20 protein-coding genes are annotated in these 24,357 nt (G+C 72.5%); 15 read left to right on the forward strand and 5 right to left on the reverse strand.

All coding sequences use genetic code 11. From position 1 onward, the window contains the following. The first annotated feature begins 16 nt into the window (after positions 1 to 16). On the forward strand, positions 17 to 253 hold the full coding sequence (locus tag ACIHAD_RS20240; RefSeq protein ID WP_397356036.1) for a DUF6289 family protein: 237 nt from the start codon (positions 17 to 19) through the stop codon (positions 251 to 253). Here the strand turns inward: ACIHAD_RS20240 and ACIHAD_RS20245 are convergent. Next, positions 220 to 2,664, reverse strand: coding sequence for a glycoside hydrolase family 65 protein (locus ACIHAD_RS20245; RefSeq protein WP_397356037.1), 2,445 nt, complete (start codon positions 2,662 to 2,664; stop codon positions 220 to 222). The two genes, ACIHAD_RS20240 and ACIHAD_RS20245, sit on opposite strands and share 34 nt — an antisense overlap. Beyond that, positions 2,661 to 3,425 (reverse strand): beta-phosphoglucomutase family hydrolase, encoded by a 765-nt coding sequence (locus ACIHAD_RS20250; RefSeq protein WP_397356038.1) that lies wholly within the window; start codon positions 3,423 to 3,425, stop codon positions 2,661 to 2,663. Before ACIHAD_RS20250 ends, ACIHAD_RS20245 begins: the two co-directional genes overlap by 4 nt. A 175-nt stretch (positions 3,426 to 3,600) precedes the next feature. On the opposite strand from ACIHAD_RS20250, the gene ACIHAD_RS20255 reads away from it, so the two are divergent. The 3 genes from ACIHAD_RS20255 (at position 3,601) to ACIHAD_RS20265 (ending at position 5,495) form a co-directional block, all read left to right on the forward strand. Beyond that, entirely contained in the window at positions 3,601 to 3,816 is a 216-nt protein-coding gene (locus ACIHAD_RS20255; RefSeq protein ID WP_397356039.1) for a 4-oxalocrotonate tautomerase family protein, read from the forward strand. A 337-nt stretch (positions 3,817 to 4,153) separates the two neighbouring features. Continuing rightward, positions 4,154 to 4,573, forward strand: coding sequence for a cupin (locus ACIHAD_RS20260; protein WP_397356040.1), 420 nt, complete (start codon positions 4,154 to 4,156; stop codon positions 4,571 to 4,573). A 28-nt stretch (positions 4,574 to 4,601) separates the two neighbouring features. After that, the gene (locus ACIHAD_RS20265; RefSeq protein ID WP_397356041.1) at positions 4,602 to 5,495 is read left to right on the forward strand and encodes an aminoglycoside phosphotransferase family protein; all 894 of its coding nucleotides are present in this window, start codon (positions 4,602 to 4,604) and stop codon (positions 5,493 to 5,495) included. Between the two features lie 216 nt (positions 5,496 to 5,711). Here the strand turns inward: ACIHAD_RS20265 and ACIHAD_RS20270 are convergent, their stop codons facing one another. Then, positions 5,712 to 6,326, reverse strand: a complete 615-nt coding sequence (locus ACIHAD_RS20270; RefSeq protein ID WP_397356042.1) for a TetR/AcrR family transcriptional regulator — start codon at positions 6,324 to 6,326, stop codon at positions 5,712 to 5,714. 556 nt (positions 6,327 to 6,882) lie between these two features. On the opposite strand from ACIHAD_RS20270, the gene ACIHAD_RS20275 reads away from it, so the two are divergent. The 9 genes from ACIHAD_RS20275 (at position 6,883) to ACIHAD_RS20315 (ending at position 18,873) form a co-directional block, all read left to right on the forward strand. Beyond that, on the forward strand, positions 6,883 to 8,730 hold the full coding sequence (locus ACIHAD_RS20275) for a S9 family peptidase (protein ID WP_397356043.1): 1,848 nt from the start codon (positions 6,883 to 6,885) through the stop codon (positions 8,728 to 8,730). Continuing rightward, positions 8,694 to 10,007 (forward strand): serine hydrolase domain-containing protein, encoded by a 1,314-nt coding sequence (locus ACIHAD_RS20280; RefSeq protein ID WP_397356044.1) that lies wholly within the window; start codon positions 8,694 to 8,696, stop codon positions 10,005 to 10,007. Before ACIHAD_RS20275 ends, ACIHAD_RS20280 begins: the two co-directional genes overlap by 37 nt. Positions 10,008 to 10,016: 9 nt before the next feature. Next, positions 10,017 to 11,336: a serine hydrolase domain-containing protein gene (locus tag ACIHAD_RS20285; RefSeq protein ID WP_397356045.1), complete on the forward strand. Its 1,320-nt coding sequence runs from the start codon at positions 10,017 to 10,019 to the stop codon at positions 11,334 to 11,336. Beyond that, complete coding sequence (locus tag ACIHAD_RS20290; protein WP_397356046.1) at positions 11,329 to 12,183, forward strand: serine hydrolase; 855 nt, start codon at positions 11,329 to 11,331, stop codon at positions 12,181 to 12,183. The genes ACIHAD_RS20285 and ACIHAD_RS20290 overlap by 8 nt, the downstream gene beginning before the upstream one ends. A 29-nt stretch (positions 12,184 to 12,212) precedes the next feature. Beyond that, positions 12,213 to 13,796, forward strand: coding sequence for a PucR family transcriptional regulator (locus tag ACIHAD_RS20295; protein ID WP_397356047.1), 1,584 nt, complete (start codon positions 12,213 to 12,215; stop codon positions 13,794 to 13,796). Between the two features lie 96 nt (positions 13,797 to 13,892). Then, positions 13,893 to 15,470, forward strand: a complete 1,578-nt coding sequence (locus ACIHAD_RS20300; protein WP_397356048.1) for an ABC transporter substrate-binding protein — start codon at positions 13,893 to 13,895, stop codon at positions 15,468 to 15,470. Beyond that, positions 15,471 to 16,400 (forward strand): ABC transporter permease, encoded by a 930-nt coding sequence (locus tag ACIHAD_RS20305; RefSeq protein WP_397356049.1) that lies wholly within the window; start codon positions 15,471 to 15,473, stop codon positions 16,398 to 16,400. Continuing rightward, positions 16,400 to 18,199, forward strand: coding sequence for a dipeptide/oligopeptide/nickel ABC transporter permease/ATP-binding protein (locus ACIHAD_RS20310; protein WP_397356050.1), 1,800 nt, complete (start codon positions 16,400 to 16,402; stop codon positions 18,197 to 18,199). The genes ACIHAD_RS20305 and ACIHAD_RS20310 overlap by 1 nt, the downstream gene beginning before the upstream one ends. Next, on the forward strand, positions 18,199 to 18,873 hold the full coding sequence (locus ACIHAD_RS20315) for an ABC transporter ATP-binding protein (RefSeq protein WP_397356051.1): 675 nt from the start codon (positions 18,199 to 18,201) through the stop codon (positions 18,871 to 18,873). The genes ACIHAD_RS20310 and ACIHAD_RS20315 overlap by 1 nt, the downstream gene beginning before the upstream one ends. On the opposite strand, the gene ACIHAD_RS20320 is transcribed toward ACIHAD_RS20315, so the two are convergent. Continuing rightward, positions 18,819 to 19,619, reverse strand: a complete 801-nt coding sequence (locus tag ACIHAD_RS20320; protein ID WP_397356052.1) for a GNAT family N-acetyltransferase — start codon at positions 19,617 to 19,619, stop codon at positions 18,819 to 18,821. The genes ACIHAD_RS20315 and ACIHAD_RS20320 overlap by 55 nt on opposite strands. 385 nt (positions 19,620 to 20,004) lie before the next feature. Between ACIHAD_RS20320 and ACIHAD_RS20325 the strand changes: the two genes are divergently transcribed. Both ACIHAD_RS20325 and ACIHAD_RS20330 read left to right on the forward strand, forming a co-directional pair. Then, positions 20,005 to 20,199: a hypothetical protein gene (locus ACIHAD_RS20325; RefSeq protein ID WP_397356053.1), complete on the forward strand. Its 195-nt coding sequence runs from the start codon at positions 20,005 to 20,007 to the stop codon at positions 20,197 to 20,199. Between the two features lie 53 nt (positions 20,200 to 20,252). Continuing rightward, on the forward strand, positions 20,253 to 20,444 hold the full coding sequence (locus ACIHAD_RS20330) for a hypothetical protein (RefSeq protein WP_397356054.1): 192 nt from the start codon (positions 20,253 to 20,255) through the stop codon (positions 20,442 to 20,444). Positions 20,445 to 20,691: 247 nt separating this feature from the next. Here the strand turns inward: ACIHAD_RS20330 and ACIHAD_RS20335 are convergent, their stop codons facing one another. Further along, positions 20,692 to 24,339 carry a serine/threonine-protein kinase gene (locus ACIHAD_RS20335; RefSeq protein ID WP_397356055.1) on the reverse strand — a complete coding sequence of 1,216 codons (3,648 nt, stop codon included), beginning with the start codon at positions 24,337 to 24,339 and terminating at the stop codon, positions 20,692 to 20,694. Between the last annotated feature and the right edge of the window lie 18 nt (positions 24,340 to 24,357).

Genomic DNA, 24,357 nt, shown 5'->3' on the forward strand with positions numbered 1-24,357 from the left:
TCAGGAAGGACGATCCATGATCCGTCGCGTACTGGCCGTCGCGGTCTTGGCCACCGCCACGCTCGCCACCATCCCGGCCGCCGCGCAGGCCGTCCCCGCCTGCCCGGCCGGTTACCTGTGCAACACCCAGTACTTCTCCGACTCCGCGCGCACCAACCTGGTGGGCGTCAAGACGCAATTCTGCGACGGCGAGGTCTCGACCTGGGGCAGGCTCAGCGGCTACATCACCTGGTCGTCGAGCCCCTGCAACTGAGGGAAGGCATCCGGCAGGGCCCGGCCTCCCGGCGGCTCGCCGGGAGGCCGGGCCGTGCGCGGCTGGTGGCGGGGGCTCGGTTCGCGGCCGGGCGGCTGGCGGATCTGCTGCTCCGGAGCCGGCCGCGACGGGTTGGGCCGGGTGACCTCCGTCCGGTCCAGGAGGATCTGCTCGCCGTGGTGGGTCACCGTGATCGGCGGCCCTTGCAGCAGCCGGTAGACCGTCGCCTCCGGGGCGACGCCGACGGTGAGCAGGCTGCCGCGGTAGCGCAGCCGGAAGGCGAGCCGGGTGATGCCAGGGGGGAGCGCCGGGGCGAAGCAGATCCGTCCCTGACCCGCGCGCATCCCGCCGAAGCCCGCGACGAGGGCGATCCACGCCCCGGCCAGCGAGGCCATGTGCACGCCGTCCATGGTGTTCTTCTCCAGATCCGCCAGGTCCATCAGCGCCGCCTCGCCGAGATAGCGATAGGCGAGCTCCAGGTGGCCCACCTCAGCGGCGATCACCGCCTGGGTGCAGGCCGACAGGGACGAGTCCCGCACGGTCAGCGCCTCGTAGTAGGCGAAGTCGCGGGACTTCTGCTCCGGCGTGAAGGCGTCTCCGCGCAGATGCATGGCGAGCACCAGGTCCGCCTGCTTGACCACCTGCTTGCGGTAGAGATCGAAGTACGGGAAGTGCAGCAGCAACGGGTACTGATCGGGCGCGGTGGCGGCGAAGTCCCAGAACGCGTGCTGGGTGAAGCCCTCGCACTGCGGGTGGACCCCCAGCCGCTCGTCGTAGGGCACGGACATCGCCTCCGCCGCGTCCCGCCAGCGGCGGATCTCCTCGGCGGTGACCTGGAGCCGCTCCGCCGGGCCCGGATGGCGGGCCGCGGCCTCGGCCGCCGCGCGGAGGTTCTGCTGGGCCATCAGGTTCGTGTACACGTTGTCGTCCACCACGGCGGTGTACTCGTCGGGGCCGGTCACACCGTCGATGCGGTAGCGCCCTACCGGGTCGTGGTGGCCGAGCGCGCACCACAGCCGGGCCGTCTCGACCAGGAGCGGCAGGCCGGTCTGCCGTTCGAACGACATGTCCTGGCCGGCGTCCACGTACTGGGTCACCGCGTGCGCGATGTCGGCGTTGACGTGGAAGGCCGCGGCTCCGGCGGGCCAGTAGCCGGAGCACTCCTCGCCGTTGATGGTCCGCCAGGGGAAGGCGGCGCCGTGCAGGCCGAGCTGCTTCGCGCGCTCGCGGGCCAGGGGGATCGTGGTCCGCCGCCACGACAGCGCGTCCGCGACGGCCGCGGGATGGGTGTAGGTGAGCACCGGCAGTACGAAGATCTCGGTGTCCCAGAACGCGTGCCCGTCGTAGCCGGAGCCGGTCAGGCCCTTGGCCGGGATGGCGCGCTCCTCCAGGCGCGCGGCCGACTGCAGCAGATGGAACAGCCCGAAACGCACCGCCTGCTGCACCTCGGCGTCGCCCTCGACCTCGACGTCCGCGCCTTCCCAGAAGTCGTCGAGGAAGCGTCGCTGGTCCGCGTGCAGGCCGTCCCAGCCGTCCAGGCGGGCGGAGGCCAGCGCCGCGGCCACCTGGTCGTGCAGCGCGGCCCGCGAGCGCCGCGCCGACCATCCGTAGGAGAAGAACTTGACCAGCCGCAGCGTCCGGCCGGGCGACAGACGGGTGGCCACGGTCAGCCGGCTGACGTCGTCGCTGCCCTGCGCCTCGATCCGGGTGCCGTCCGGCCCGTCGATCTCGTGGCACATGCCGGCGGCCACGCGCAGGCCGCTGGCCCGGGTGCGGTGAACCATGATCGCCGTGCCGTCGCTGCTGGGCACGTTCTCCTCCGCGACCAGCGGCGCGTGCAGCGGGGCGGCGGTGCGCGGGTCGCCGGCCGCGTAGGTCTGGGTCTCGTTGGCGATGAGCTCCGACTGGACGACGACGCGCAACGGCCGGTCGACCGCCTCGACCTCGTACAGGATCGCGGCGACCGCGCGGTGGGTGAAGGACACCAGCCGGGTGGACCTGATCCGGACCGGGGCCCCGGTCGGGGAGCTCCAGTGCGCCGTGCGCGTCAGGGTGCCGGCGCGCAGATCGAGGACCCGCTCGTGCTTGTGCAGCGTCCCGTAACGCAGGTCGAACGGCTCGTCCCCGACCAGCAACCGGATCACCTTGCCGTTGGTGACGTTCACCACCGTCTGTCCGGATTCCGGGTACCCGTAGCCCGCCTCCGCGTACGGCAGCGGCCGCACCTCGTAGAACCCGTTGAGGTACGTCCCAGGCTCCCCGTGCGGCTCGCCCTCGTCCAGGTTGCCGCGCAGCCCGATATGGCCGTTGGACAGCGCGAACACCGACTCGGTCTGCGCCAGCACCCGCAGGTCGAGATGCCGCTCCCGGATCGCCCACGGCTCGACGGTGAACGCCGGGTGCCGGATCATCCGGCCTCCCGGGACGGCGCGCCCCGCTCCAGCAGGTCGGCCAGGTCGGTGACCACGACGTCGGCGCCGTGGTCGCGCAACGCGTCCGCCTGCCCCGCCCGGTCGACGCCGACCACGAAGCCGAACCCTCCCGCCCGGCCGGCCGCGACTCCGGCCAGGGCGTCCTCGAACACCGCCGCCTCGGACGCCGTCAGCCCCAGTGCCTCGGCGCCCGCCAGGTACATGTCCGGAGCCGGCTTGCCCGCGAGCCCCCGATCCCGGGCCACGACGCCGTCTATCCGGGCCTCGAACTGCGCGGCGAGCCCGGCGGCGGCGAGGACCTGCTCGGTGTTGGCGCTGGAGGACACCACCGCGCGGCGCAGCCCCGCGTCCCGGACCGCGGCCAGGTAGCGGACGGAGCCGGGGAACACGTCCACGCCGTCCCGGTCGATGATGGCCTGCACCAGGGCGTTCTTGCGGTTGCTCAGGCCGTACACGGTCATCGTGCCGGGCGGGTCGTCCGGCGTCCCCTCGGGCAGGCTGATGCCTCGGGCGTCCAGGAAGCCGCGCGCACCGTCCAGCCGTTTCCTGCCGTCCACGTAGCGGTCGTAGTCGGCGCCCGCGTCGAAGGGCACGAACGCGGCCCCGGTCCTGTCGCTCCAGGCCCGCAGGAAGTCGTCGAACATCGACTTCCACGCCCTGGCGTGCACGGTGGCGGTACGCGTCAGCACACCGTCCATGTCGAACAGGCACCCCCGAATGCCCTCAGGCAGCCCCAGCATGGATCCCCCGTTCACCATCACACCGGCCCCCACCTGCGCATACCCCGCCGCCTTCGCTCCTCACCCGCACGGGCGCGTCGGCAACAGGCCGAGTTTGTCCCCTGTGTCCAGGGGCATGTCGGCTGAACGGCGTGAGGTGCCATCGGTGCACCGCATCGAGAGGGAGGGGAACCCCATGCCACTGGTCAACGTGAAGGTGATCGAGGGTGTGTTCAGCGACACCCAGAAGGCCGAGATGGTGAAGAAGCTGACCGACGCGATCGTCGCCATCGAGGGTGAGCACATGCGCCCTCTGACCCTGGTCGTCGTCGAGGAGATCAAGAGCGGCGACTGGGGTGTGGGGGGAAAGCCGGTGACGGCCGCGGAGGTGAAGGCGCTGGCCTCAGGATGATGTCCGTCGGGACGGTCCCGGCCGAGGGTGCGCTGCCGGAGTCGGCGGATCACGTCTGCCCGCCGATCTTGCGGAGGACCACGCCGAGCAGCCGGTCGCCCGGGACGGCCGCGACCCGCTTGATGATCCAGGGCGGGCCGGTACGCGGGCAGCATGCTCTCACCGTGGACCGTCACCACCACGCTTCGTACGGCACTACTCCCGGCGTCGTAGTCGGGCCCTGGCTACTCCCCGGGTGCCAGGCGGAGAACCCTTCCTCGGCAGGATGCCCGCTGACCTGCCGGGACAGCATGATGTCCAGCATGTACACGATCCGCGCCGAAGGAGGGCAGGCAGCATGACCGTCACCCCGTTCGAGCTGTTCGCGTCCTCGATCCGCCTCGACCAGGGCGGCGGGATCCACGCCGCGGGACGCCACACGGACCCCGGCCAGGACGGCTGGCAGCTGACGGCCTTCCAGGCCAAGACGGACGACGACGTGCACGCCGACCACTGGGAGATCCACCCCGAGGCCGAGAGGGTCGTCTCCTGCCTCATCGGCAAGATCCGCCTCCACCTGCGCCCGCAGGAACCGGGAGAGCAGGAGGACGAGGAGATCGAGATCAGGCTGACGGCCGGAAGGGCCGCCATCGTCCCCCGGGGCCGATGGCACCGCATCAGGCTGGACATCCCCAGCGTCGTCATGACGGTCACCCTGCCGCGCGGCAGCCGCCTGGAGAAGCTCGCCGACCAGCCGGAATTGATGTCCTCCGGCTGACCGCTCGGCCTTGGTACTGTGGCATCGCATGACCGACGCTGAGCCCGAGATCACCGCAGACCTGGTCCGCGACTTGCTGCGGGAGCAACATCCAGACCTCGCGGGGCTGGCCATCCGCGAGGTGGCGGGCGGTTGGGGCAACCAGATGTGGCGCCTCGGGGACGAGCTGGCCGTGCGCATGCAGCGCATGGCCCTCACCCCGGAGCTCCAGCTCAAGGAGCGGCGTTGGCTGCCCGTGCTGGCCCCGCGCCTGCCGCTCCCGGTGCCGACCCCGGTGCGGTCCGGCGAACCGTCCGAACGTTTCCCCAAGCACTGGACCGTGATGACGTGGGTTCACGGCGAGCCGCTGGACCACGGCTCGATCAGCCGCGGCGTCCACGCGGCCGACACGCTGGCGGGCTTCCTCCGGGCGCTCCATGTGGAGGCGCCCGCCGAGGCGCCGACCGCCACGGACCGCGGCGCCCATCCCAGGGACTGCACGGACGGCTTCGAGAGCTTCCTCCAGGCCGTTGCCCCCGACGACGCTGCCGACGTCCGGGCCGTCTGGGACGACGCCGTCGCGGCCGGCGCGTGGGAGGGCCCGCCGGTGTGGGTGCACGGCGACCTCCATCCCGCGAACGTCGTCGTCTCGGACGGAACGCTCGCGGGCGTCGTCGACTTCGGTGACATGTTCGCCGGCGACCCGGCGTGGGACCTCGCCGCCGCCTGGGTGCTGCTACCCGCGGGCACGGCCGCACGGTTCTTCGACATGTACGGGCACGCGGACGAGGCGGCGATCCGGCGCGCCCGCGGGCTGGCCGCTCTGAAGAGCCTCTTCCTGATGCTCATGGGGCAGAACGGGGATCGGGGCCTTCCGGGCGGCAAACCGAACTGGGGGCCCGCAGGCCGGGCGGCCCTTGATCGCGTTCTGAAGGGCGTTTGACGCACACGGCGTGAACCAGTTCTCGATCTGCGTTGAGGGCATGCGGCAGCCCGCGATCGCGCCGATCAGCCGCGTAGACATCAGGAGGGCGGGGGACGCGGCGGGCAGTGGGCCGCGGCGTCCCGGAGGAGGGCGGGGTTCAGGCGGTTGGAGCGGCCTTCTCCTCGTCGCAACCAGGGCGGTTGAATCGGCCCGGCCACCCGAGCGCTTCACCGTTCAGAGCCGGCGAGCCTCGAGTGCGTCCAGGATCAGGTCCAGGCCGTAGCGGAACTCGCCGGTGTAGTCGTAGCCCGGCCGCAGGGCGTGGTCGCGGATCATCTCGGTGAGGTACGGCAAGCCCTCCTCCGGCAGATGGCGGAGGAGGCCGCCGGCCACTTCCTCGACATCGTCCGGCGCCGTCATCGGCAGGTTCGCCTCCTGCAGGACGAACCCGGAGACGTAGCTGTCGATGAGCGAGACGGCGTGCGCGGCCATCGGCAGCGTGAACCCCGCCTTCCGGAGGACGCCCAGGACGGCGTCGTGGTGGCGCCGCGTCGCCGGTCCCGGATCGCGACGGGAGTCCATGAGGGCGAGAGCCCAGCTGTGCTGCGACAGGACCCCACGTGCGGAGAAGGCGCGCGTACGGATCGCATCGCGCCAGTCGTCGCACTCGGTACCGGGGAGCTCGATCGCCGCGAACACCATGTCGACCACGCCGTCGAGGATCGCGTCCTTGTTCGGCACGTGGTGGTAGAGCGACATCGCCTCGACGCCCAGCTCCTGCGCCACCCGGCGCATCGTGATCGCCTCCACGCCGCCGCGATCCGCGACCCGGATCGCGGCTTCCAGCACGAGGACCCTGCTGAGCGGTTGCGGTGATCGTGCATACAAACAGGCGGGCAACGACAATCGCGGGAACGCTGGTCATCGTAGGCATGATCGCCGGTGCGCTGAGCATCGTTCCCGTTGTCGAGGAGCCGCGCCATCTCGCCCTCATTTCCGCACGCGAGAGCGAACACGCCAACCACGGCCCACCGGCACGGCTGACGCGCGTCCTTCTCGGCACACGAGGCGTCAGTCCAGGCGGGGCAGGTCACGACTCTGGGCCTGCCTCTGGGCGCCTATCACGGCTCCGAACTGCTCTCCCTGTTCGACATGGGCGCCTCCTACCCCCCGCCGGGCTGCCGCGCTGGCCGAGGTTCGACGGCGACGGCGCACTGTCGTTCGCCCCGGGCGGCGTCTCCCTCACCGATCACGCCGCACGGCACAAGTGCCGATTCTGGGAATCCCTCTGACATCCCGCGGTCGTGGGGCCGGAACACGAGCTTTGGCGGGGGGCACAACGTTTCGGGTGCCATTCGTCGTCCACGATGAAGAGGACCGCGGCAGCCTGGCCTAGCGTTCGGTCATGCGCCGCCTCTCCCTCGACGACCTGTACGGCCTGGCCGTACCCGGTGATCCGCAGTTGCGCCCTGACGGCTCCGCGGTCGCCTACACCCTGACGACCGCGGACCGAGAGTCCGACGCCAACGTGACCGAGATCTGGCTGGCCGCCCCCGGCGCCGCCCCGCGCAGGCTGGCGACCGGCGCGGCCCCCCGCTGGTCGCCCGACGGCCGCACCCTCGCCTTCCTGCGCCCGGCCGGCGGGCCGCCGCAGATCCACCTGCTGCCCATGGACGGCGGCGAGCCGCGCGTCCTCACCTCGGCGCCGCTCGGCGCCGGCGTGCCCGTCTGGTCGCCCGACGGCACCCGCATCGCCTACGCCGGGCCGTCCGGCGAGGTGGACGAGAACGCGCCGATCGTCATCGACACGCTGGAGTACAAGGCCGACGGCGCCGGGCTGCTGCACGGCCTGACCACGCACCTGTTCGTCGTCGACGTCGAGGACGGCGCCTCGGCGCAGGTGACCTCGGGCGACTTCCACGCCGGCGCGCCCGCCTGGGCCCCGGACGGCGACCTGCTGGCGTTCACCGCCGGCATGGACGCCGACCGCGACCTGGACATCTGCGGCGGCCTCTACCTGGTCGAGGCCAAGCAGGACGGCGCACTCGAACGCGCGGGCGGGACCGGCGTGATCTGCGCGGGCGTCTGGTGGCTGGGCGGACGCTGGGTCGTGGCCGGTTACCGGGAGGTGCCCGAGGGGCACACCCGCCTGTTCGCCCTGGAGGGGGGCGACTTCGTCGAGATCGAGACCGGCCTCGACCGCAACGTGATGATCGGCGCGCCCGCCTACCCGGGGGCGACGCCCGCCATGAACGGCGATGACCTGCTGTTCTGCGTCCGTTACCGCGGGCTCACCCACCTGTACCGGCTGCCGCCCGGCGGCGTCGCCGAGCGGATCGTCGACGGCGGTCACAACGTGGCCGGCCTCAGCGTGGCGCGCGGTCGCGTCGCCTACATCGCCTCCACCCCGCGCAGCGCCGGCGACGTCTACCTCGACGGGGACGCCCTCACCGACCACGCCCCCGAGGGCGTCGAGCTGTTCCAGCCGCGCAGCCGTACCTTCACCGCCCCCGACGGGACGCCGGTCGAGGCGTTCCTGCTGCGCGACGAGACGCTCACCGGACCGGGCCCGCTGCTGCTGGACATCCACGGCGGCCCGCACAACGCCTGGGCGCCCGTCTTCGACGGCGTCCACCTCTACCACCAGGCCCTCGCCGCCCAGGGCTGGACCGTGCTGACGGTGAACCCGCGGGCCAGCGACGGGTACGGCGAGGCCTTCTACACCGCCACGGCCGGGGCCTGGGGCCTCGCGGACGAGGACGACTTCCTCACCCCGCTCGACGTCCTGGTCGAGGAGGGCGTCGCCGACCCCGCCCGGCTGGCCGTCACCGGCTACAGCTACGGCGGCTACATGACCTGCTGGCTCACCGGCCGGACCGGGCGCTTCGCCGCGGCCGTGCCCGGCGGGGTCGTGGTCGACCTGCGCAGCATGGCCGGGACCGCCGACCTCGGCTACTTCCTGTCCAAGCACGAGGTCAGAGGGGAGTTCGTCGAGCAGTCGCCGATCACCAACGTCGGCAACGTCGTCACCCCGACCCTGATCCTGCACGGCGGCGCGGACGACCGCTGCCCCGTCGGCCAGGCCGAGCAGTGGTTCGAGGCGCTGCGCGAACGCCGGGTGCCGGTCCGCCTGGTCCGCTATCCCGGCGGCTCGCACCTGTTCATCGTCAACGGACGTCCTTCGCACCGCTTCGACTACAACGAAAGGATCCTCACGTGGCTGGAGCAATGGGTCAGCGGCTCGCCGAACTGATCGAGAAGTACGAGGTCCCGGGCGCGGCGCTCGCCTACCTGCACAACGGGGAACTGCACGAGTTCGCCGCGGGCGTGCTCAACGTCGACACCGGCGTCGAGGCGACCCCCGACTCGCTGTTCCAGATCGGCTCGGTCTCCAAGGTGTGGACCGCCACCCTGCTCATGCAGCAGGTGGAGCGCGGCCGGCTGACCCTGGACACCCCGGTCGCCGAACTGCTGCCCGGCTTCCGGGTGGCCGACGCCGAGGTGTCCAAGGCCGTCACGGTCAGGCACCTGCTGTCGCACACCAGCGGCATCGACGGCGACCTGTTCCTCGACACCGGCCGCGGCGACGACTGCATCGAGAAGTACGTCGAGGCATGTGCGGGCCTGGAGCAGAACCATCCGCTCGGCGCCACCCAGTCGTACTGCAACTCCGGCTTCGTCATCGCCGGGCGCATCCTGGAGGTGCTGGAGGGCAAGACCTGGGACGCGGTGCTGCGCGAGCACATCTGTGAGCCGCTCGGCCTGACCCACACCTGGACGCTCCCGGAGGACGTGCTGCGCTTCCGCGCCGCGCACGGCCACGTCGAGGGCGGCAAGGCGGCCCCGGTGTGGGGCCTCATGCGCTCGTGCGGCCCGGCCGGCCTCATCTGCGCCCGTCCGCGCGACGTGGTCGCCTTCGGACGGGCTCACCTTGAGGGCGGCCTGCTGGAGGACCCGCGGGCGATGTGGGAGCCGCAGGTCGACATCCCCAACCCGTACACCCTGGGCAAGCAGTGGGGCGTCGGCTGGATCCTCGACGAGTGGTCGGGCCACCGCGTCATCTCCCACGGCGGCAACACCATCGGCCAGCACGCCATGCTCTGGGCCGTGCCCGACACCGGCACCGTCGTGTGCGTGACCGCCAACGGCGGCCACAGCGGCGCCTTCACCCACGCGGTGGCCACCGAGCTGTTCGCCGAGCTCGACGGCCTGAGCGTGCCGCCGGTGCTCGGCCCGCCCGAGTCCCCCGTGCAGGTGGACGTCGAGCGCTATGCCGGCGTCTACGAGCGGGTCGGCGCCCGCATGACCGCGAGCGTGCACGACGGCGCCCTCAGGTTGCGCGTCGAGGCGACGGGCGCGCTCGCCGCCCTTCAGGAGCCGTTCGATCTCGACCTCGTCGCGGTGGACGACGTCACCTTCGTCGGCCGCCGCGAGGGCGACCCCGACTGGGTCTCGGGCGTGTTCTACCAGCTCGACGACGGCTCGTCCTACCTGCACCTCGGTGTCCGCGCCACCCCCAAGATCGCCTGAGGAGCCCCCATGGATCTGCAGAAACGCCTCGACGAAGCGGCCAAGGCCCACAACGTGCCGGGCGCGGCCATCGCCGTGTGGACCGGCGGCGGGTTGCACGAGGCGGCCACGGGCGTGGTCAACCTCGGCACCGGCGTGGAGACCACCCCCGACAGCGTCTTCCAGGTCGGCTCGGCCACCAAGGTGTGGACGGCCGCCCTGATCATGCAGCTGGCCGAGGAGGGCCTGCTCGACCTGGACGAGGAGATCGGGGTTTACCTGCCCGAGTTCGCCCTGTCCTACGACGCCGTGATCAGCGTCCGGCAGCTCCTGACGCACACCGGCGGCTTCGACGGCGACCTGTTCGAGGACACCGGGCGCGGCGACGACAGCCTCGACAGGTTCGTGGCCTACCTGCACGGCGCGGGCAAGGTGCACGAGCCGGGCGAGCTGTTCTCGTACTGCAACGCCGGGTACTGCGTGCTCGGCGCCATCGTGGCCAGGCTGCGCGGCACCACCTGGGAGCAGGCGATGCGGGAGCACCTGCTGACGCCGCTCGGCGCCACGCAGGCGGCGCTGCTGGCCGAGGAGGCCGTGCTGTTCCGCGCGGCGGCCGGGCACATCGGGCCGGACAACGCCGTCTACCCCCGGTGGCAGATGCCCCGCTCCAACGCGCCCGCCGGGGCCACCATGTGCCTGGCCCCGCGCGAGCTGGTGCGGTTCGGCCGCATGTTCGCCGCGGGCGGCGTCGCCGAGGACGGCACCAGGGTGTTGTCGCAGGAGAGCGTCGCCGCGATGCGCACCCCGCAGGTCGGGGTGCCGGGCGTGCCCGGCCTGATGGCCGCCGACTGGGGGCTCGGCTTCGAGCTGTTCACCTGGGGCGCCTACGGGCACGACGGCGGCACCCCGGGCCAGAGCACGTTCTGGCGGGTGGCCGACGACGGCTCGTTCGCGATCGCGATGAGCGTGAACGGCGGCAACTTCATCGGCGTCATGAACGACCTGCTCCTCCCGCTGCTCAGAGAAGCGGGGCTGGCCGCCCCCGACCTGCCCTCCCCACCGGAGCAGCCGCGGACGGTGGATCCCGCGCCCTACACCGGCCGCTACGAGGGACCCCAGCTCGCCTACGAGGTCTCGCCGGCCGACGGGGGCCTCCAGGTCGCCCTGATCCCCGGCGCGTTCATGGCCGGCATGGGCCAGGTGGGCACCACCGCCAGGTACGTCCATCTCGCCGAGAACACCTTCATCGCCGAGCAGCCCGAGGAGGGCAGGCACGGCACCGTCACGTTCGTCGTGCGGGACGGGGTCGCCACGCACCTGCACAACGGCCGCGCGGTCCCGCGTGTTTGAGCAGGGCGCACGGGAGATCTTCGCGACGGCGGGCGTGCGCGGCTTCGTGCACGCCCGCGACGTGGACGGCGACGCCGAGACCGGACTCCACCCGGACGCGCCGGTCGTCCTGGCCTCGGTGTTCAAGCTGCCGATCCTGCTGGAGTACGCCAGGCAGGCCGTGGCCGGCCAGGCGGACCGCACCGAACGGCTCACCGTCACCGCGGCGGACAAGGACGGCGGCATCGGCACCTCGGGCTGCGCCGACGACGTGTCGCTGACGCTGCGCGACCTGGCGCACTTCATGATGTCGATGAGCGACAACGCGGCCACCGACGTGCTGCTGCGCCGGGTGGGGCTCGACCGCGTCAACGCCACCCTGGAGGAACTCGGGCTCAGGCGCACCCGTCTGATCGGCGGCTGTGCGACGCTGTTCGAGTCGGTGGTCGAGGAGCTGGGGACCATCGACACGGCGGGCATCCCGAAGGAGCGGATCAGGGCGCTGGCCGTACGCGATCCGGAACGGACCACGGCCGGCACGCCCCGCGAGATCACCACCCTGCTCGGCCTCGTCTGGCGCGACGAGGCGGGTCCCGCCGAGGCGTGCGCGGAGGTGCGCGACATCATGAGCAGGCAGATCTGGCCGCACCGCCTGTCCTCGGGCTTCCCCGACGAGGTGCGGGTGTCGGCCAAGACCGGAACCCTGTGGGGCGTGCGCAACGAGGCGGGCGTCGTGGAGTACCCCGACGGCGGCCGGTACGCCGTCGCGGTGTTCCTGCACGGCGACGACCTGGCCTTCCGCAATCCCGCCGCGGACGCCGCCATCGGCAAGGCGGGGCGGCTGGCCGTCGAACACCTGCGCGGCTGATGTCGGCCGACGTCGACTATCGTGAGCGGATGAACAGCCGTCCGCGTGCCAGCCTGGAGCGGATCCTGTTCGATCTGGGCAGCACGGTCCTCGACGTGGCCGCCTCGCCCGGTGACCTCGACACGGAGGTCACCGGGGTGCACATCTACGACCCCCTCGACGAGCTGTACGTGCCGCCGGGCGGGCTGCTGCTGGCCGTCGGCGTGCAGGGCGCCGCCGCCGTCTGCGCCCTGCTCGACGCCGCCCGCGAGGCCAGCGGCATCATCGTCAAGCTGCCCGTCGGCGTCGACGAGCAGGTCCGCAGCAAGGTTCTGGAGACCGGCGTCGCCGTGCTCGGGCTGACCAGGGCCGCGTCCTGGTCGCAGGTCGCCGCGCTGCTGCGCTCCCTCCTGGCCGAGGGCGACCTGGCCACGCCGGAGATGGGGCCGCAGGGCGACCTGTTCTCGCTGGCCAACGCCGTCTGCGCGTTGCTCGACGCGCCCGTCACCATCGAGGACAGGTCGACCCGGGTCCTGGCCTTCTCCGGCAGGCAGGACGAGGCCGACCCCGGCCGGGTCGAGACCGTGCTCGGCCGCCAGGTGCCCGAGCGCTTCCAGCGCATGCTCGACGAGCGCGGCTTCTTCAAGAAGCTCTACCAGAGCCGCGACCCCATCTACATCGAGCTCGACGGCGACAGCATCAACCGGGCGGCCGTGGCCGTGCGGATCGGCGACGAGATCCTCGGCTCCATCTGGGTCGCCGTGCGCGAGCCGCTGCCCCCGCAGCGCGAACGCGCCCTGGCCGACGCCGCCAAGATCGTCGCGCTGCAGTTGCTGCGCGAGCGCGCCGGCGCCGACACCCAGCGGCGGCTGCGCGCCGACCTGCTGTCCACGGTCCTGGCCGGCGGGTCCGACGCGGCCGACGCCGCCGGACGGCTCGGCATCGCCACCGAACGGCTGTGCGTGCTCGCCGCCCAGCTCGCCGACGGCGACGCGGCCGACCCGGCGCGCGGCGAGAACGACCGGCAACGCTTCTGCGACGCCCTGGCGCTGCACGTGGGCGCCATCCACCCCAAGGCCGCCGCCGCGATGATCGGCTCGGTCGCCTACGCCGTGCTCCCGCTGAGCTCGGGCGGCGACGAGGAGACGCGGGCCGTACGCGTCGCCGAGTCCTTCCTGGCCAGGGTCGGGCCGCGGCACGCGGCCAACATCGGGGTCGGCCGGATGGCCGCCAACCTCTCCCAGGTCGCCAGGGCCCGCGCCGACGCCGACCGGGCGCTGCGCGTGCTGCGCGCCCGCGGCCTGGCCGGGCAGGTCGCCGGCTACACGGCCGTGCACTTCGAGTCGCTGCTGCTCCAGGTCTCCGACGTGGTCGCCGCCGAGGAGCAGACCCCCACCGGCCCCTACGAGCGGCTGCTCGCGCACGACGCCGAGCACGGCAGCGAACTGGTGCCCACCCTGCGGGCCTACCTCGACGCGTTCGGCGACGTCAACGCCGCCTGCACCAAGGTCCACGTGCACGCCAACACCTTCCGCTACCGGCTCAAACGGCTCACCGAGATCAGCGGGCTCGACCTGTCCGACCCCGACGCGCGACTCACCGTGATGCTGCAGATGCGGATCTTCGGACGCTAGCACGAGGTCATCTCCGCTTTTTGTGACGAGCGACGAAGAAGGTCGGGCCGCGAGGGACGAATGTGGGTCACCACCCCACCCTCTCCTGGAGTCGCCATGAAGAAGACAGCGGTGCTCGCCGCGTTGGCCCTGCTAGCGGCCGCCTGCGGCAGCGGCGGAGGCACGGCAGGCAGCACGGGCAAGCCGGTCACGGGCGGCACGTTCACCGCCGCCGTCACCGCTGACCCCGGATTGCTCGACCCCGCCATGGGCGTGCTCTCGGTCACCAACAAGGTCCTGTCCGTGGCCTACGACACCCTGGTCTCCACCTCGGCGGACGGCAAGACCGTCCCCGCCCTGGCCGAGAAGTGGGACGTCAAACCCGACCGCGTGACCTTCACCCTGCGCAAGGACGTCACCTGCTCGGACGGCTCCAAGCTCACCCCGTCCGACGTCGCCGAGAACGTCAACCACATCGCCGACCCCGCCACCAAGTCGCCCATCTACGGGGTGCTCGTACCGGCCGGCATGAAGGCCGAGGCCGACGAGGCCGCCGGCACCGTGACCCTGTCGACGCCCGAGCCGTTCAGCTTCATCCTGGAGAGTTCACGGCTGCTGTTCATCGTCTGCGGCAAGGCCGTCAAGGACCGCTCGCTCCTCGCGCGCGGCACCTCCGGCACCGGGCCGTACCAGCTCACCGAGGCCGTCCCCGGCGACCACTACACCTTCAAGGTACGCCGGGAGTACGCCTGGGGTCCCGAGGGCGGTACCGCCAAGGACATCCCCGAGACCTTCGTGCTCAAGGTGGTGCCGAACGAGCAGACCGCGGCCAACCTGCTGCTCGCCGGCTCGCTCAACGCCGCCACCTTCTTCGGTCCCGACCGGACCCGCCTGGAGGCCAACCCCGCCCTCGGCAAGATCATCGAGCCGGAGGGCAACGGCCAGTTCTTCTACCACCAGGGCGAGGACAGGCCCGGCCACGACCCCGCCGTCCGCAAGGCGCTGACCCAGGCACTCAACATGAAGGAGCTGGGCGGCATCGCCTCGGGCGGCACCGGCAAGCCGGCCACCGGGCTCGTGGCGCCGCCCCGCCCGTGCCAGGGCGACACCGTCACCGGTCACGTGCCCGCCTTCGACACGGCCGCCGCCACCGCGGCCCTGGACGCGGCCGGCTGGAAGACCGGGGCCGACGGCATCAGGGAGAAGGACGGCAAGAAGCTCTCCCTGCGCTACATGTACGCCACCACCAGGGGCCCCGGCATCGTGGCCGCCGCCGAGTACATGGCGTCGGCGTGGAAGAAGATCGGCGTCGAGGTGAAGCTCAACGGCGTCATCGACACCAAGCTGTCGGAGTCGCTCAACGCCACCCAGGACTGGGACGTCGTCTGGCTGCCCATCGGCGTCACGCTGCCCTCGCAGCTGGTCGGCTTCCTGTCCGGCCCCGCCGCCCCCAAGGGCGCCAACTTCGCCCACCTGAAGAACGCCACGTACGAGGAACTGGTCGCCGGGGCCGCCAAGCTGACCGGCGCGGAAGGCTGCGCCAAGTGGGAGGCGTCGGAGTCGGCCCTGTTCGACAACGCCGACATGGTGCCCGTGGTGGAGATCAACACGCTGACCGCCACCAAGGGCGCCACCTTCCGGACGGTGGCCGGCCTGTTTCTGCCCTCGACGATCCGCCTCACCCAGGGAGGCTGAGTGAGCGTACGGCGCCTCGTGCGCTTCGTCGTGTCGCTGGCGGTCCTGCTCGTGGCGTCGTTCGCGATGATCCACCTCATTCCCGGCGACCCGGTGCGGGCCTCGCTCGGCCCGGCCGCGCCGGTCGAGCTGGTCGAGGCCCGCAAGCAGCTGCTCGGGCTGGACAAGTCGCTGCCCGAGCAGTTCGCCGCCTACGTCGGGCACATCTTCACCGGCGATTTCGGCACGTCGTTCCTGACGGGCGAACCCGTCGGCGAGGTCATCGCCGCCCGGCTGCCCAACACGCTGGGCCTGGCGCTGCTGGCCACCGGGGTGGCGCTGCTGCTGGCCGTGCCGCTCGGCATGTGGGCGGCCATCCGCACGGAGAACGGCAGGAACCGCGGCACCGAGATCACCTTCAGCTCCGTCACCGGCACCGCCGTCGCCGTTCCCGAGTTCCTCTACTCGATCGCGCTGGTGGCGGCCTTCTCCATCGGGCTCGGCCTGTTCCCGCCGGCCGGCAAGGAGGGGCTGATCTCGTACGTCCTGCCCGTGGCGGCCCTGGCGATCGGGCCGACCGCGATGATCGCCCGCATCTCCCGCGTGGAGACCCTGCGCGAGCTCGGCACGGACTACGTACGGCTGGCCCGGTCCAAACGGCTGCCCGCCGCCCGCCTGCACCTGCGGCACGTGCTGCCCAACACGCTGACGGCGACGCTCACCGTGGGCGGCCTGCTGCTCACCTCGCTGATCGCCGGAAGCGTGCTCGTGGAGTACGTCTTCGCCTGGCCGGGGCTCGGCCTGAAGATCGTCGAGTCGATCACGCAGAAGGACTACCCCGTCGCCCAGGGCGTCATCCTCGTCTACGGCGCGATCGTGCTCATCGTGAACCTCGCCGTCGACCTGATCCTGGGCGCGCTCGACCCCACCTCCAAGATCAAGGAAAACTGATGCGTTTGCGCACCCCGGCCGCTGTCGCCGGAGCCGTGCTGGTCACGCTCATGGTGATCCTGGCCGTCATCGGCCCGCCGATCTGGGGCGAGGCGGCGGAGAAGATCGAGGCGGGCGCCATCCTGCAGGGCGCCTCGGCGGCCCATCCGCTCGGCACCGACAACCTGGGACGCGACCTGCTGGCCAGGGTCCTGGTCGCCGGCCGTTTCTCCCTCCTGCTCGCGCTGGCCGCCACGCTCATCGGCGCGGTCGCCGGCACCGTGCTCGGCGCGCTGCCCTCCGTGCTGCCGCCGCGCGGCGCGCGCTTCGTCACCGGCGCCGTCAACGCGCTCGTCGCCTTTCCCGGCCTGCTGCTGGCCATGTTCACCGCGGTGATCGCCGGGCTCGGCGCCAAGGGCGCGGTGCTCGGCATCGGCGTGGCCATCGCCCCGGGCTTCGCCCGGCTCACCCAGACGCTCGCCGCGACCGTCGCCGGCGCCGACTACGTCCTGGCCGCCCGCATGCTGGGCGTGCCACGCATGCGCGTCCTGACCAGGCACGTGCTGCCCAACATCGCCGAGCCGCTGATCCTCAACCTCACCCAGGCGCTCGGCGGGGCGCTGCTGGGCCTGGCCGGGATGTCGTTCCTGGGCCTCGGCGTGCAGCCGCCCGCCTTCGACTGGGGGCGGCTGCTGTTCGACGGGTTCGGCCGCATCTACGTCACACCCGTGGTGGCGCTGGGGCCCGCCCTGGCGGTCGCGCTGGCCGGCATCGGTTTCAACCTGCTGGGCGACACACTGGCCAAGGCCGCCTCCCGGACCGCCGCGCACACGCGCGAGGTCACGCCCGTGGCGCCGGCCGCCCCCGGCGAGCCGGATCCCGAGGCGGTGCTGGAGGTCAAGGACCTGACGGTGACCTTCCCCGGCGGCGTCACGCCGGTGCGAGGGGTGTCGCTGACGGTCGCGCCCGGCCAGATCGTCGGGCTGGTCGGGGAGTCCGGCAGCGGCAAGAGCCTCACCGCGGCCGCGATCGGGGGGCTGGTGCCGTACCCGGGCGTGGTGACGGCGGGCAGGCTGGCGCTGGCCGGCCAGGAGATCTCCGAGATGTCGCCCAAGCAGCTCGGGACCGCCCTCGCCATGGTCTTCCAGGACCCGATGGCCTCGCTCAACCCCGCGCTCAAGGTCGGCGGGCAGCTGGCCGAGGTCGCGATCGTGCACCAGGGCGCCGGCAAGGCCGAGGCCCACCGGCGCTCTGTCGACCGGCTCGGTCACGTGCGCCTGCCCGCGCCCGACCGGGTGGCGCGCCGCCACCCGCACGAGCTGTCCGGCGGCATGCGGCAGCGCGCCGTCATCGCCATGGGCCTCATGGGCACCCCCAGGCTGCTCATCGCCGACGAGCCCACCACCGCGCTCGACGTGACGGTGCAGCGGCAGATCCTTCAGCTGCTGCGCGAGGTCACCGACGAGACCGCCGCGGCCGCCCTGTTCATCTCCCACGACATCGCCGTCGTCGGCGAGCTGTGCGACGTGGTCGTCGTCATGTACGCCGGCCGCGTCGTCGAGCAACTGCCGGTCGAACGGCTGGCCACCGGCGCCGCGCACCCCTACACGCGGGCGCTCATCGACTCGCTGCCCGACATGGACACCGACAGGTCGCTGCCGCTGGCCAGCATCCCCGGCCGCCAGCCCGCCCCCGCCGACGTGGGCGAGGGCTGCGCCTTCGCCGCCCGCTGCACGCTGGCCACGGCCCGGTGCTCCGGCGAACTGCCCCCATTGGCGTCGTACGGCAAGGCGCACCAGGTCGCCTGCTGGGAGGTCTGATGATCATCGAGAATCTGACGGTGCGGTTCGGCTCGTTCACCGCCGTCGACGACATCACCCTCGAAGTCCCGAGCGGATCCATCGTCGGGCTGGTCGGCGAGTCGGGGTCGGGGAAGTCGTCGGTGGCCAGGGCGGTGAGCGGCCTGGTGCCGCACACCGGGACCATCACCGGCGCCAGCCGCGTCCAGATGGTCTTCCAGGACCCCTACGCCTCGCTCGACCCCCGGATGAAGATCGGCGCGTCCATCGCCGAAGGCTGCGGCAAGGACGCGGTCGAGAGGCTGCTGTCACTCGTCTCCCTGCCGCCCGAGGTGGCCCGGCGCTACCCGCGCGAGCTGTCGGGCGGCATGCGGCAACGCGTGGCCATCGCCAGGGCGCTGGGCGCCGAGCCCGACCTGCTGGTCGCCGACGAGATCACCAGCGCCCTGGACGTGTCCGTCCAGGGCTCGGTGCTGAACCTCGTACGCAGGCTGCGCGACGAGCTCGGGCTGTCGATGTTGTTCATTTCGCACAACCTGGCCGTGGTGCGCTACGTCTCCGACGTGGTGGCGGTGCTGCACCACGGGCGCATCGTCGAGCTGGGGCCGACGGAGGAAGTGGTCGGCGCCCCCGCCCACGACTACACCCGGTCGCTGCTGGAGGCCGTGCCCAGGCTGGGCCGCTCCACCACGTAGAACGCCTTGTCGTGGAAGGCGGTCACTGTGCCGCCTTCCACGAGCAGGCCGCCCAGCACCTCCCGCACGGCCAGCCGCCACGCCTTGGCGGCTCCCGGGTCCGTGACGCGCATCGCCTCGATGTCCTCGGGCAGCGCCACGAGCAGGGTGGGGGCGTCGCTGTGGCACGACACCGGGCGTCCGTCCTCGTCGGCCAGCACGATCTCGGCGTCCGCCGGGAGGGGCCGGCGCCGGGGCTCACCCCGTACGAGGGCCGCCACGTGCGGCTCCGACAGCGGCCAGGAGGCCAGCACCCGGTCGGACTCGCCGCCCTGGTTGATGGCGTCGGCCATGACGCCGTAGAAGCTCGGCAGGTACTCCATGGGCCGGGCGCCCAGCTTGGCCAGGTTGAAATGGGCGTTCCTGCGTACCAGCGGATCGTAGGTCCAGGTGATGCGCTCGATACCGCGCGCCAGCGCCCAGCGGCGCTGGTGCAGCTTCAGCTCGAAGCCGATGCCGTGACCGGCCGCCGCACCGGTGATATGGGAGTGCAGCGTGTTGCCCGCCCCGAAGAAGCCGACGGACGCGCCCACCAGGCGGCCCCCGGCGTCGAACGCGCCGGCCACGTAGTTGCCCGCGTGCGACATCGCCCGCATCAGCTCGACCGAGATCGGCCGGCTGTCCGGGTCGAAGTGCCAGATCTCGTCGAACAGGCCACTGACCTGCTCGAACTCCGCGATCTCGTGGAGTTCCCTGATCGCGATCAACGTGCCAGCCCTCCGAACGCTCAAGTGTCACGGTGACGCTACGGCACCGGCACGGCGCCACGAATCGTGCGGGACGCCAAAGAGCATCCGGGGCTTCGTGGGATAAGACAGCGATCGATTCGGCGACGGTCGCCGCGGTTTCGTGGGGCTCCTGGCCGACCGTTGTGCCCTGGTGAAACACCCGCGCGAGCCCGGAACCGCCGGTCGGCCGGCCCGGCGCGTCCTTGAGCCCGACGGGCGCGCCGGCCCGGGAAGTGCCGATGGCGCGCGACGACCCACTGGCTCGCATCCCGCGCTCCGCGAGGCAATGAGGGTGACAAGTCTCGGTAGACGATGCGACTGTAGAGGGCGAGTCGAGCTGCTGGAGGAGATCGTGGAGTCCTCGTTGAGCACGGACATGGTCCTCGCCGCCATCCGGGATCACGAATTCGCGGCCTATGACGTCCTGGTCAAGCAATACTCGTCAGAGGCGGTGATCGCAGGGTTCACGGACGCGGCCCGGAACGGCTTCACCACCTTCGGGGTAGCCGTACACCTGGCGTCGTTGACGGACAAGGGGCGCAAGCGCCTCAGTTCCTGAACGGTGATCGGCATCAAGAGCAGGCCCGGCAAGCCTCCAGAAGCGACGGCACCATGACCCAGGTGTGGGTGACCGGCGCAGGCGACTGCCACCACTCCTCCGAGGACTGCCGGGACCTCAAGGCCGGCCAGTCGAGCGCCGGGGCTCAGGGCTTCGAGGTGCGCCCCGTCACGCGGATGGAACTGCACGTCGCCGAGGCGGCGGGCAGGAGTGCGTGCGGCACGTGCGGAGGCGCGACACGTTGAGCGATCACCGATGTGGCGTGGTCTGTCTCGGGGCGCCGGCGATCTCAACGGATGCGGCGTTCTTCATGACGGCCGTGGTGGGGCTGGGCGCCCTCGTCTCCGCGTAGGCCGGCGGTGTCGGGCGTGGTCCACGTCGGGGCGCGCACCGCCCGCCTGGGGCCGTACGCGACCGAGGCGGCTCCCGACGCCTCGCGGACCGGCGTGGGTGCCACGTTGCATCGACGGACGCGCCTCGTGGACCACGCGGTCACGGGCAGACCTTGCGATAGGGGGCGCCGGTCACGTACGTGCGCCATTCGGCCGGCGTCAGCGGCGCGCCCGCTCGCGCGCAGATCGCCGCGGCCATCTTGCCCGGCTCCACCGGGTGTTCGTGCGGCAGGCCCGTCCGGTCGACGGTCGTCAGGGCCGTCCCGTCGGCGGAGAACGCCAGCGCGTCCACGCCGCCCACGTCGCCGTCGCGCAGGAGGCCGAGGTCCGTTCCGGTCGCCAGGTCGAAGAGCCGGACCCGGCCGGTCTTCGCGCTGATCGCGATCACGTTCTCGCGCGGCGACGTGACGGCGTCGCCGACGAGTCCGCCGCCCTGGCCCACCTGGCCGGTCCGGCGGCGCGTGGCCACGTCGAAGGCGGTCACCCGGCCGCGCCCGTCCACGACCGCCACCGAGGACCCGTCATGGGAGAAGGCGAAGTCGATGACGGTGGATCCCTGGCCGCGCATGCCGAGCGGCGCGCCGAGCTGTCTGCCCGTCGCCGCGTCGAGCAGCCGCAGGTCGTAGCCCGGCGTCTCGGCCGACTTCTCGCCGGCGACCGCGAGGGTCCGCCCGTCCGGAGCGAACCTGACGCCCTTGATGTTGGTGAACCGCGTCGACCACAGCGGGCGGTGGGTCCTCCAGTCCCACACGGCCAGCCTCCGGTCGTCGGCGTCGCCGTCGGCGCGGAACTGCGCGGCGGCCACCCGGGTGCCGCCGGGGGCGAAGGCCAGCAGGTCGGTCGCCTGTGGCCGGCCCCCGAGGTCCGGACGCCACTGCGCCAGCGGGCGGCGGGTGGCGACGTCGATGACGACGATTCTGCCGGTGGCGCCCACGCCCGCCAGGCGGCTGTCCGGGCTGAAGGCGGTGGCCAGGACGGAGCCGGCGTCGTCACCGGCCACCTTCGCCACGGGCCGCAGCCCGCCGCCGTCGCCCGCCTCGCCCGCCTTGTTTGTCTTGTTCGTCTTGTCTGTGGGCCGGGCGCCGGCGTAGATCGTGCCGTCCTCGGCGACGGCGAGCAGGTGGCGGGCGTCGGGGCTCAGTACGGGCCGGCCCCACGGCGTCGCCGGCGCCGCCTTGACGGGCAGGTCGGCCAGATCCACGGTGAGAACGCGGTCCTCGGTCAGATAGCGCATGTCGGCGCCGTCGAATCCCACCTGGGCGGCCTGCGAGCCGTTGTCGGCGCCGGTGGGCAGGGCGACCGTGGTGAGGTGTTCGTCGAAGGCCCGCCACACCTGGATCTGCGACTCGGTGACCGAGGCGAACAACCGGCCGTCGGGGCTGACGGTGAGCTCGCCGCGGTTCCACCGCGTCTCGCCCGTCTGCAGGGTGAGGTCCTGCGGGCGGACGTTCTTCACCGGCGTCGCGACCAGGTCGTCCTTGGTCTCCTCGACCAGGTTGCCGCCCCCGGCCGTGACGGCCAGGGGAGCCCGGCAGGCGCACACGGCGGCAGGCGGCTGGGCATGCTCCAGGTTCAGGTCCGGCAGGCCGCGCCGCTCCACCCGGCCACGCGCGCCGCCGCGTACGTAGATCGCGTCGCCCGCCGCCGTCATGGCGCCGTCGTAGTCGGCGATCGCCTTGTGGGTGCCGCGTTCGAGATCCCAGACGCGGTCGTGCCGGTGGCCGTCGTCGTCGGTGTAGGTGGTCATGACATAGCGGTCGACGGTGCCGTAGCGGCCGTAGAGCTGCACGTCGCGGCGCATCGGCAGGGACCGTACGATCCGCCCGGCGCCCGGCCGCCACACCACGAGCCGTCTGGACGTGGTGAGCAGCAGGTCCCGGCCGCTCGGCGACAGGGCGGCCGCGACCGGAGCCTCTCCCTTCAGTCCGAGCTCGGCGACGCCGCCCGCGCGCCGGCCGGTACGCAGGTCCCACAGCCTGATCGCGTCGCCGCCCACGCTGGCCAGGATCCTGCCGTCACGGCTCAGCGCGCGGACGGTGTCACCGGCCCCCGCCGGGTCTCTGAACACGGCCACTTCGCGTTGCGCGAGCGACGTCGTCAGCGCCGAGCGCGCCTGCGCCGACCCGGCCAGCCGCCACGCGGCCACGCTGAGCTGCATCGCCACCCGCGGATCGGTGTACCGCAGCGTGCCCGCGACCTGCGCCAGCCGCGCCCCCTCGGCCCGGTCGCGCTGCGCCGCCACCGCGTCGGCCCGGTCGTCGGCCAGGACGCTCTGCTGCACGGCCAGCCCTCCCGCGACCAGCGAGATCACCAGCAGCCCGGCCAGGCTGAGGGTGACCAGCCTGTTGCGCCTGGCCCTGCGCCTGGCCAGCCGGGCGCCCGCGTCCAGGAAGTCTCGTTCGAACGGCGACAGGGTGATGTTCCTGCGCTCGGTGGCGGCCCACCGCAGCGCGCTCTCCAGGCTCTGGTCCTGGAACAGGTCGCCGTCCCTGCGGCCGGTCTGGTGCCAGCGCCTGGCGGCGGTCAGGATCTCCCGGTGCGCGGCCAGGCCGTCCTTGTTGGCCTCGACCCAGCGGCGGTAGCGCGGCCAGGCGTGCGGCAGGGCGGGCCGCGACAGCCACACCTCCTCGGCGTCGCGGCCGAGCAGGTAGCCGAAGACGTCCATGATCCGGGCCACGGCCGCCGACTCCGGCGCCGGTCTGCCCTCGGTCAGCTCCGACAGGGCGGCGTGGCGTACGGCCAGCTCGCCGCGCTCGCCGACCGTCACCAGCCGCAGGAAGACCTCGGCGGCCAGCTCGCGCTCGTCGCGGGTGAGCATCCCGTACGCCTGCTCGGCCAGTGTGCCGAGCCCCGGGTCGTCGGCGCTCCCCGTCATGCCGGCCGCCTGCCCGCTGCCCTGGGCCAGCAGATGGGCGGTGTCGAGCCCGCCCTCGGCGCTGACCAGGGCCAGCAGGAGCTGTCTGGCGGTGGGCCGCCGCGCCGGGTCCTTGTCCAGCGCGGCGCCCACCAGCGAGCGCACCGAGCCGGGCAGCGCGCCGAGGTCGGGATTGGCCGACAGCACGCGGTGCATGACGCCGCCCAGGCTCTCGGCCTCGAACGGGTCGGCGCCGGTCGCGGCGTACAGCATGATGCCGCCCCAGGCGAACACGTCGGCGGGCATCTCCGCCCGCTGCCCGGTGAACACCTCCGGCGCCATGTACGTGGGCGTGCCGGTGACCAGCCCGGTCTCGGTCAGCGACATCTCGGCCGTCCTGGCGATCCCGAAGTCGATGACGCGCGGGCCGTCCGGGCCGAGCAGCACGTTGTCGGGCTTCAGGTCCCGGTGGATCACGCCGGCGTCGTGGATCGCGGTCAGCGCGGTGGCCACCGCGGTGGCGAGCCGGTGCAGGTCGGCGCCGCCGAAGCGGCGGCCCTCGTCGACGGCCTTGCGCAGGCTCGGGCCCTCGACGTACTCGCTGACGATGTACGGCCGGGGCCCCTCCAGCGCGGTCTCGATGACGGGGGCGGTGCAGAACGCCGCCACCCGCCGGGCCGCGGTCGCCTCCTTGGCGAGCTGGCGCGCCTGGTCGCCGTGCAGGACCTTGACGGCCACCCGCCGGCCGTCCTCGGCGTAGGCCTCATAGACCACGCCCTGCCCGCCCGCGCCGAGCCGTCCGGCGAGCCAGTAACGTCCGAGGCGGTGCGGGTCGCCTTCGATCAACATGTCCACGGCGAGTTGGATGCGCACTTTTCCGGGAAAGTTGCGCACCGCTGGACAACACGTACG

It is taken from the genome of Nonomuraea sp. NPDC052265 (genome assembly GCF_044547985.1).
In the GTDB taxonomy this organism is placed as follows: domain Bacteria; phylum Actinomycetota; class Actinomycetes; order Streptosporangiales; family Streptosporangiaceae; genus Nonomuraea.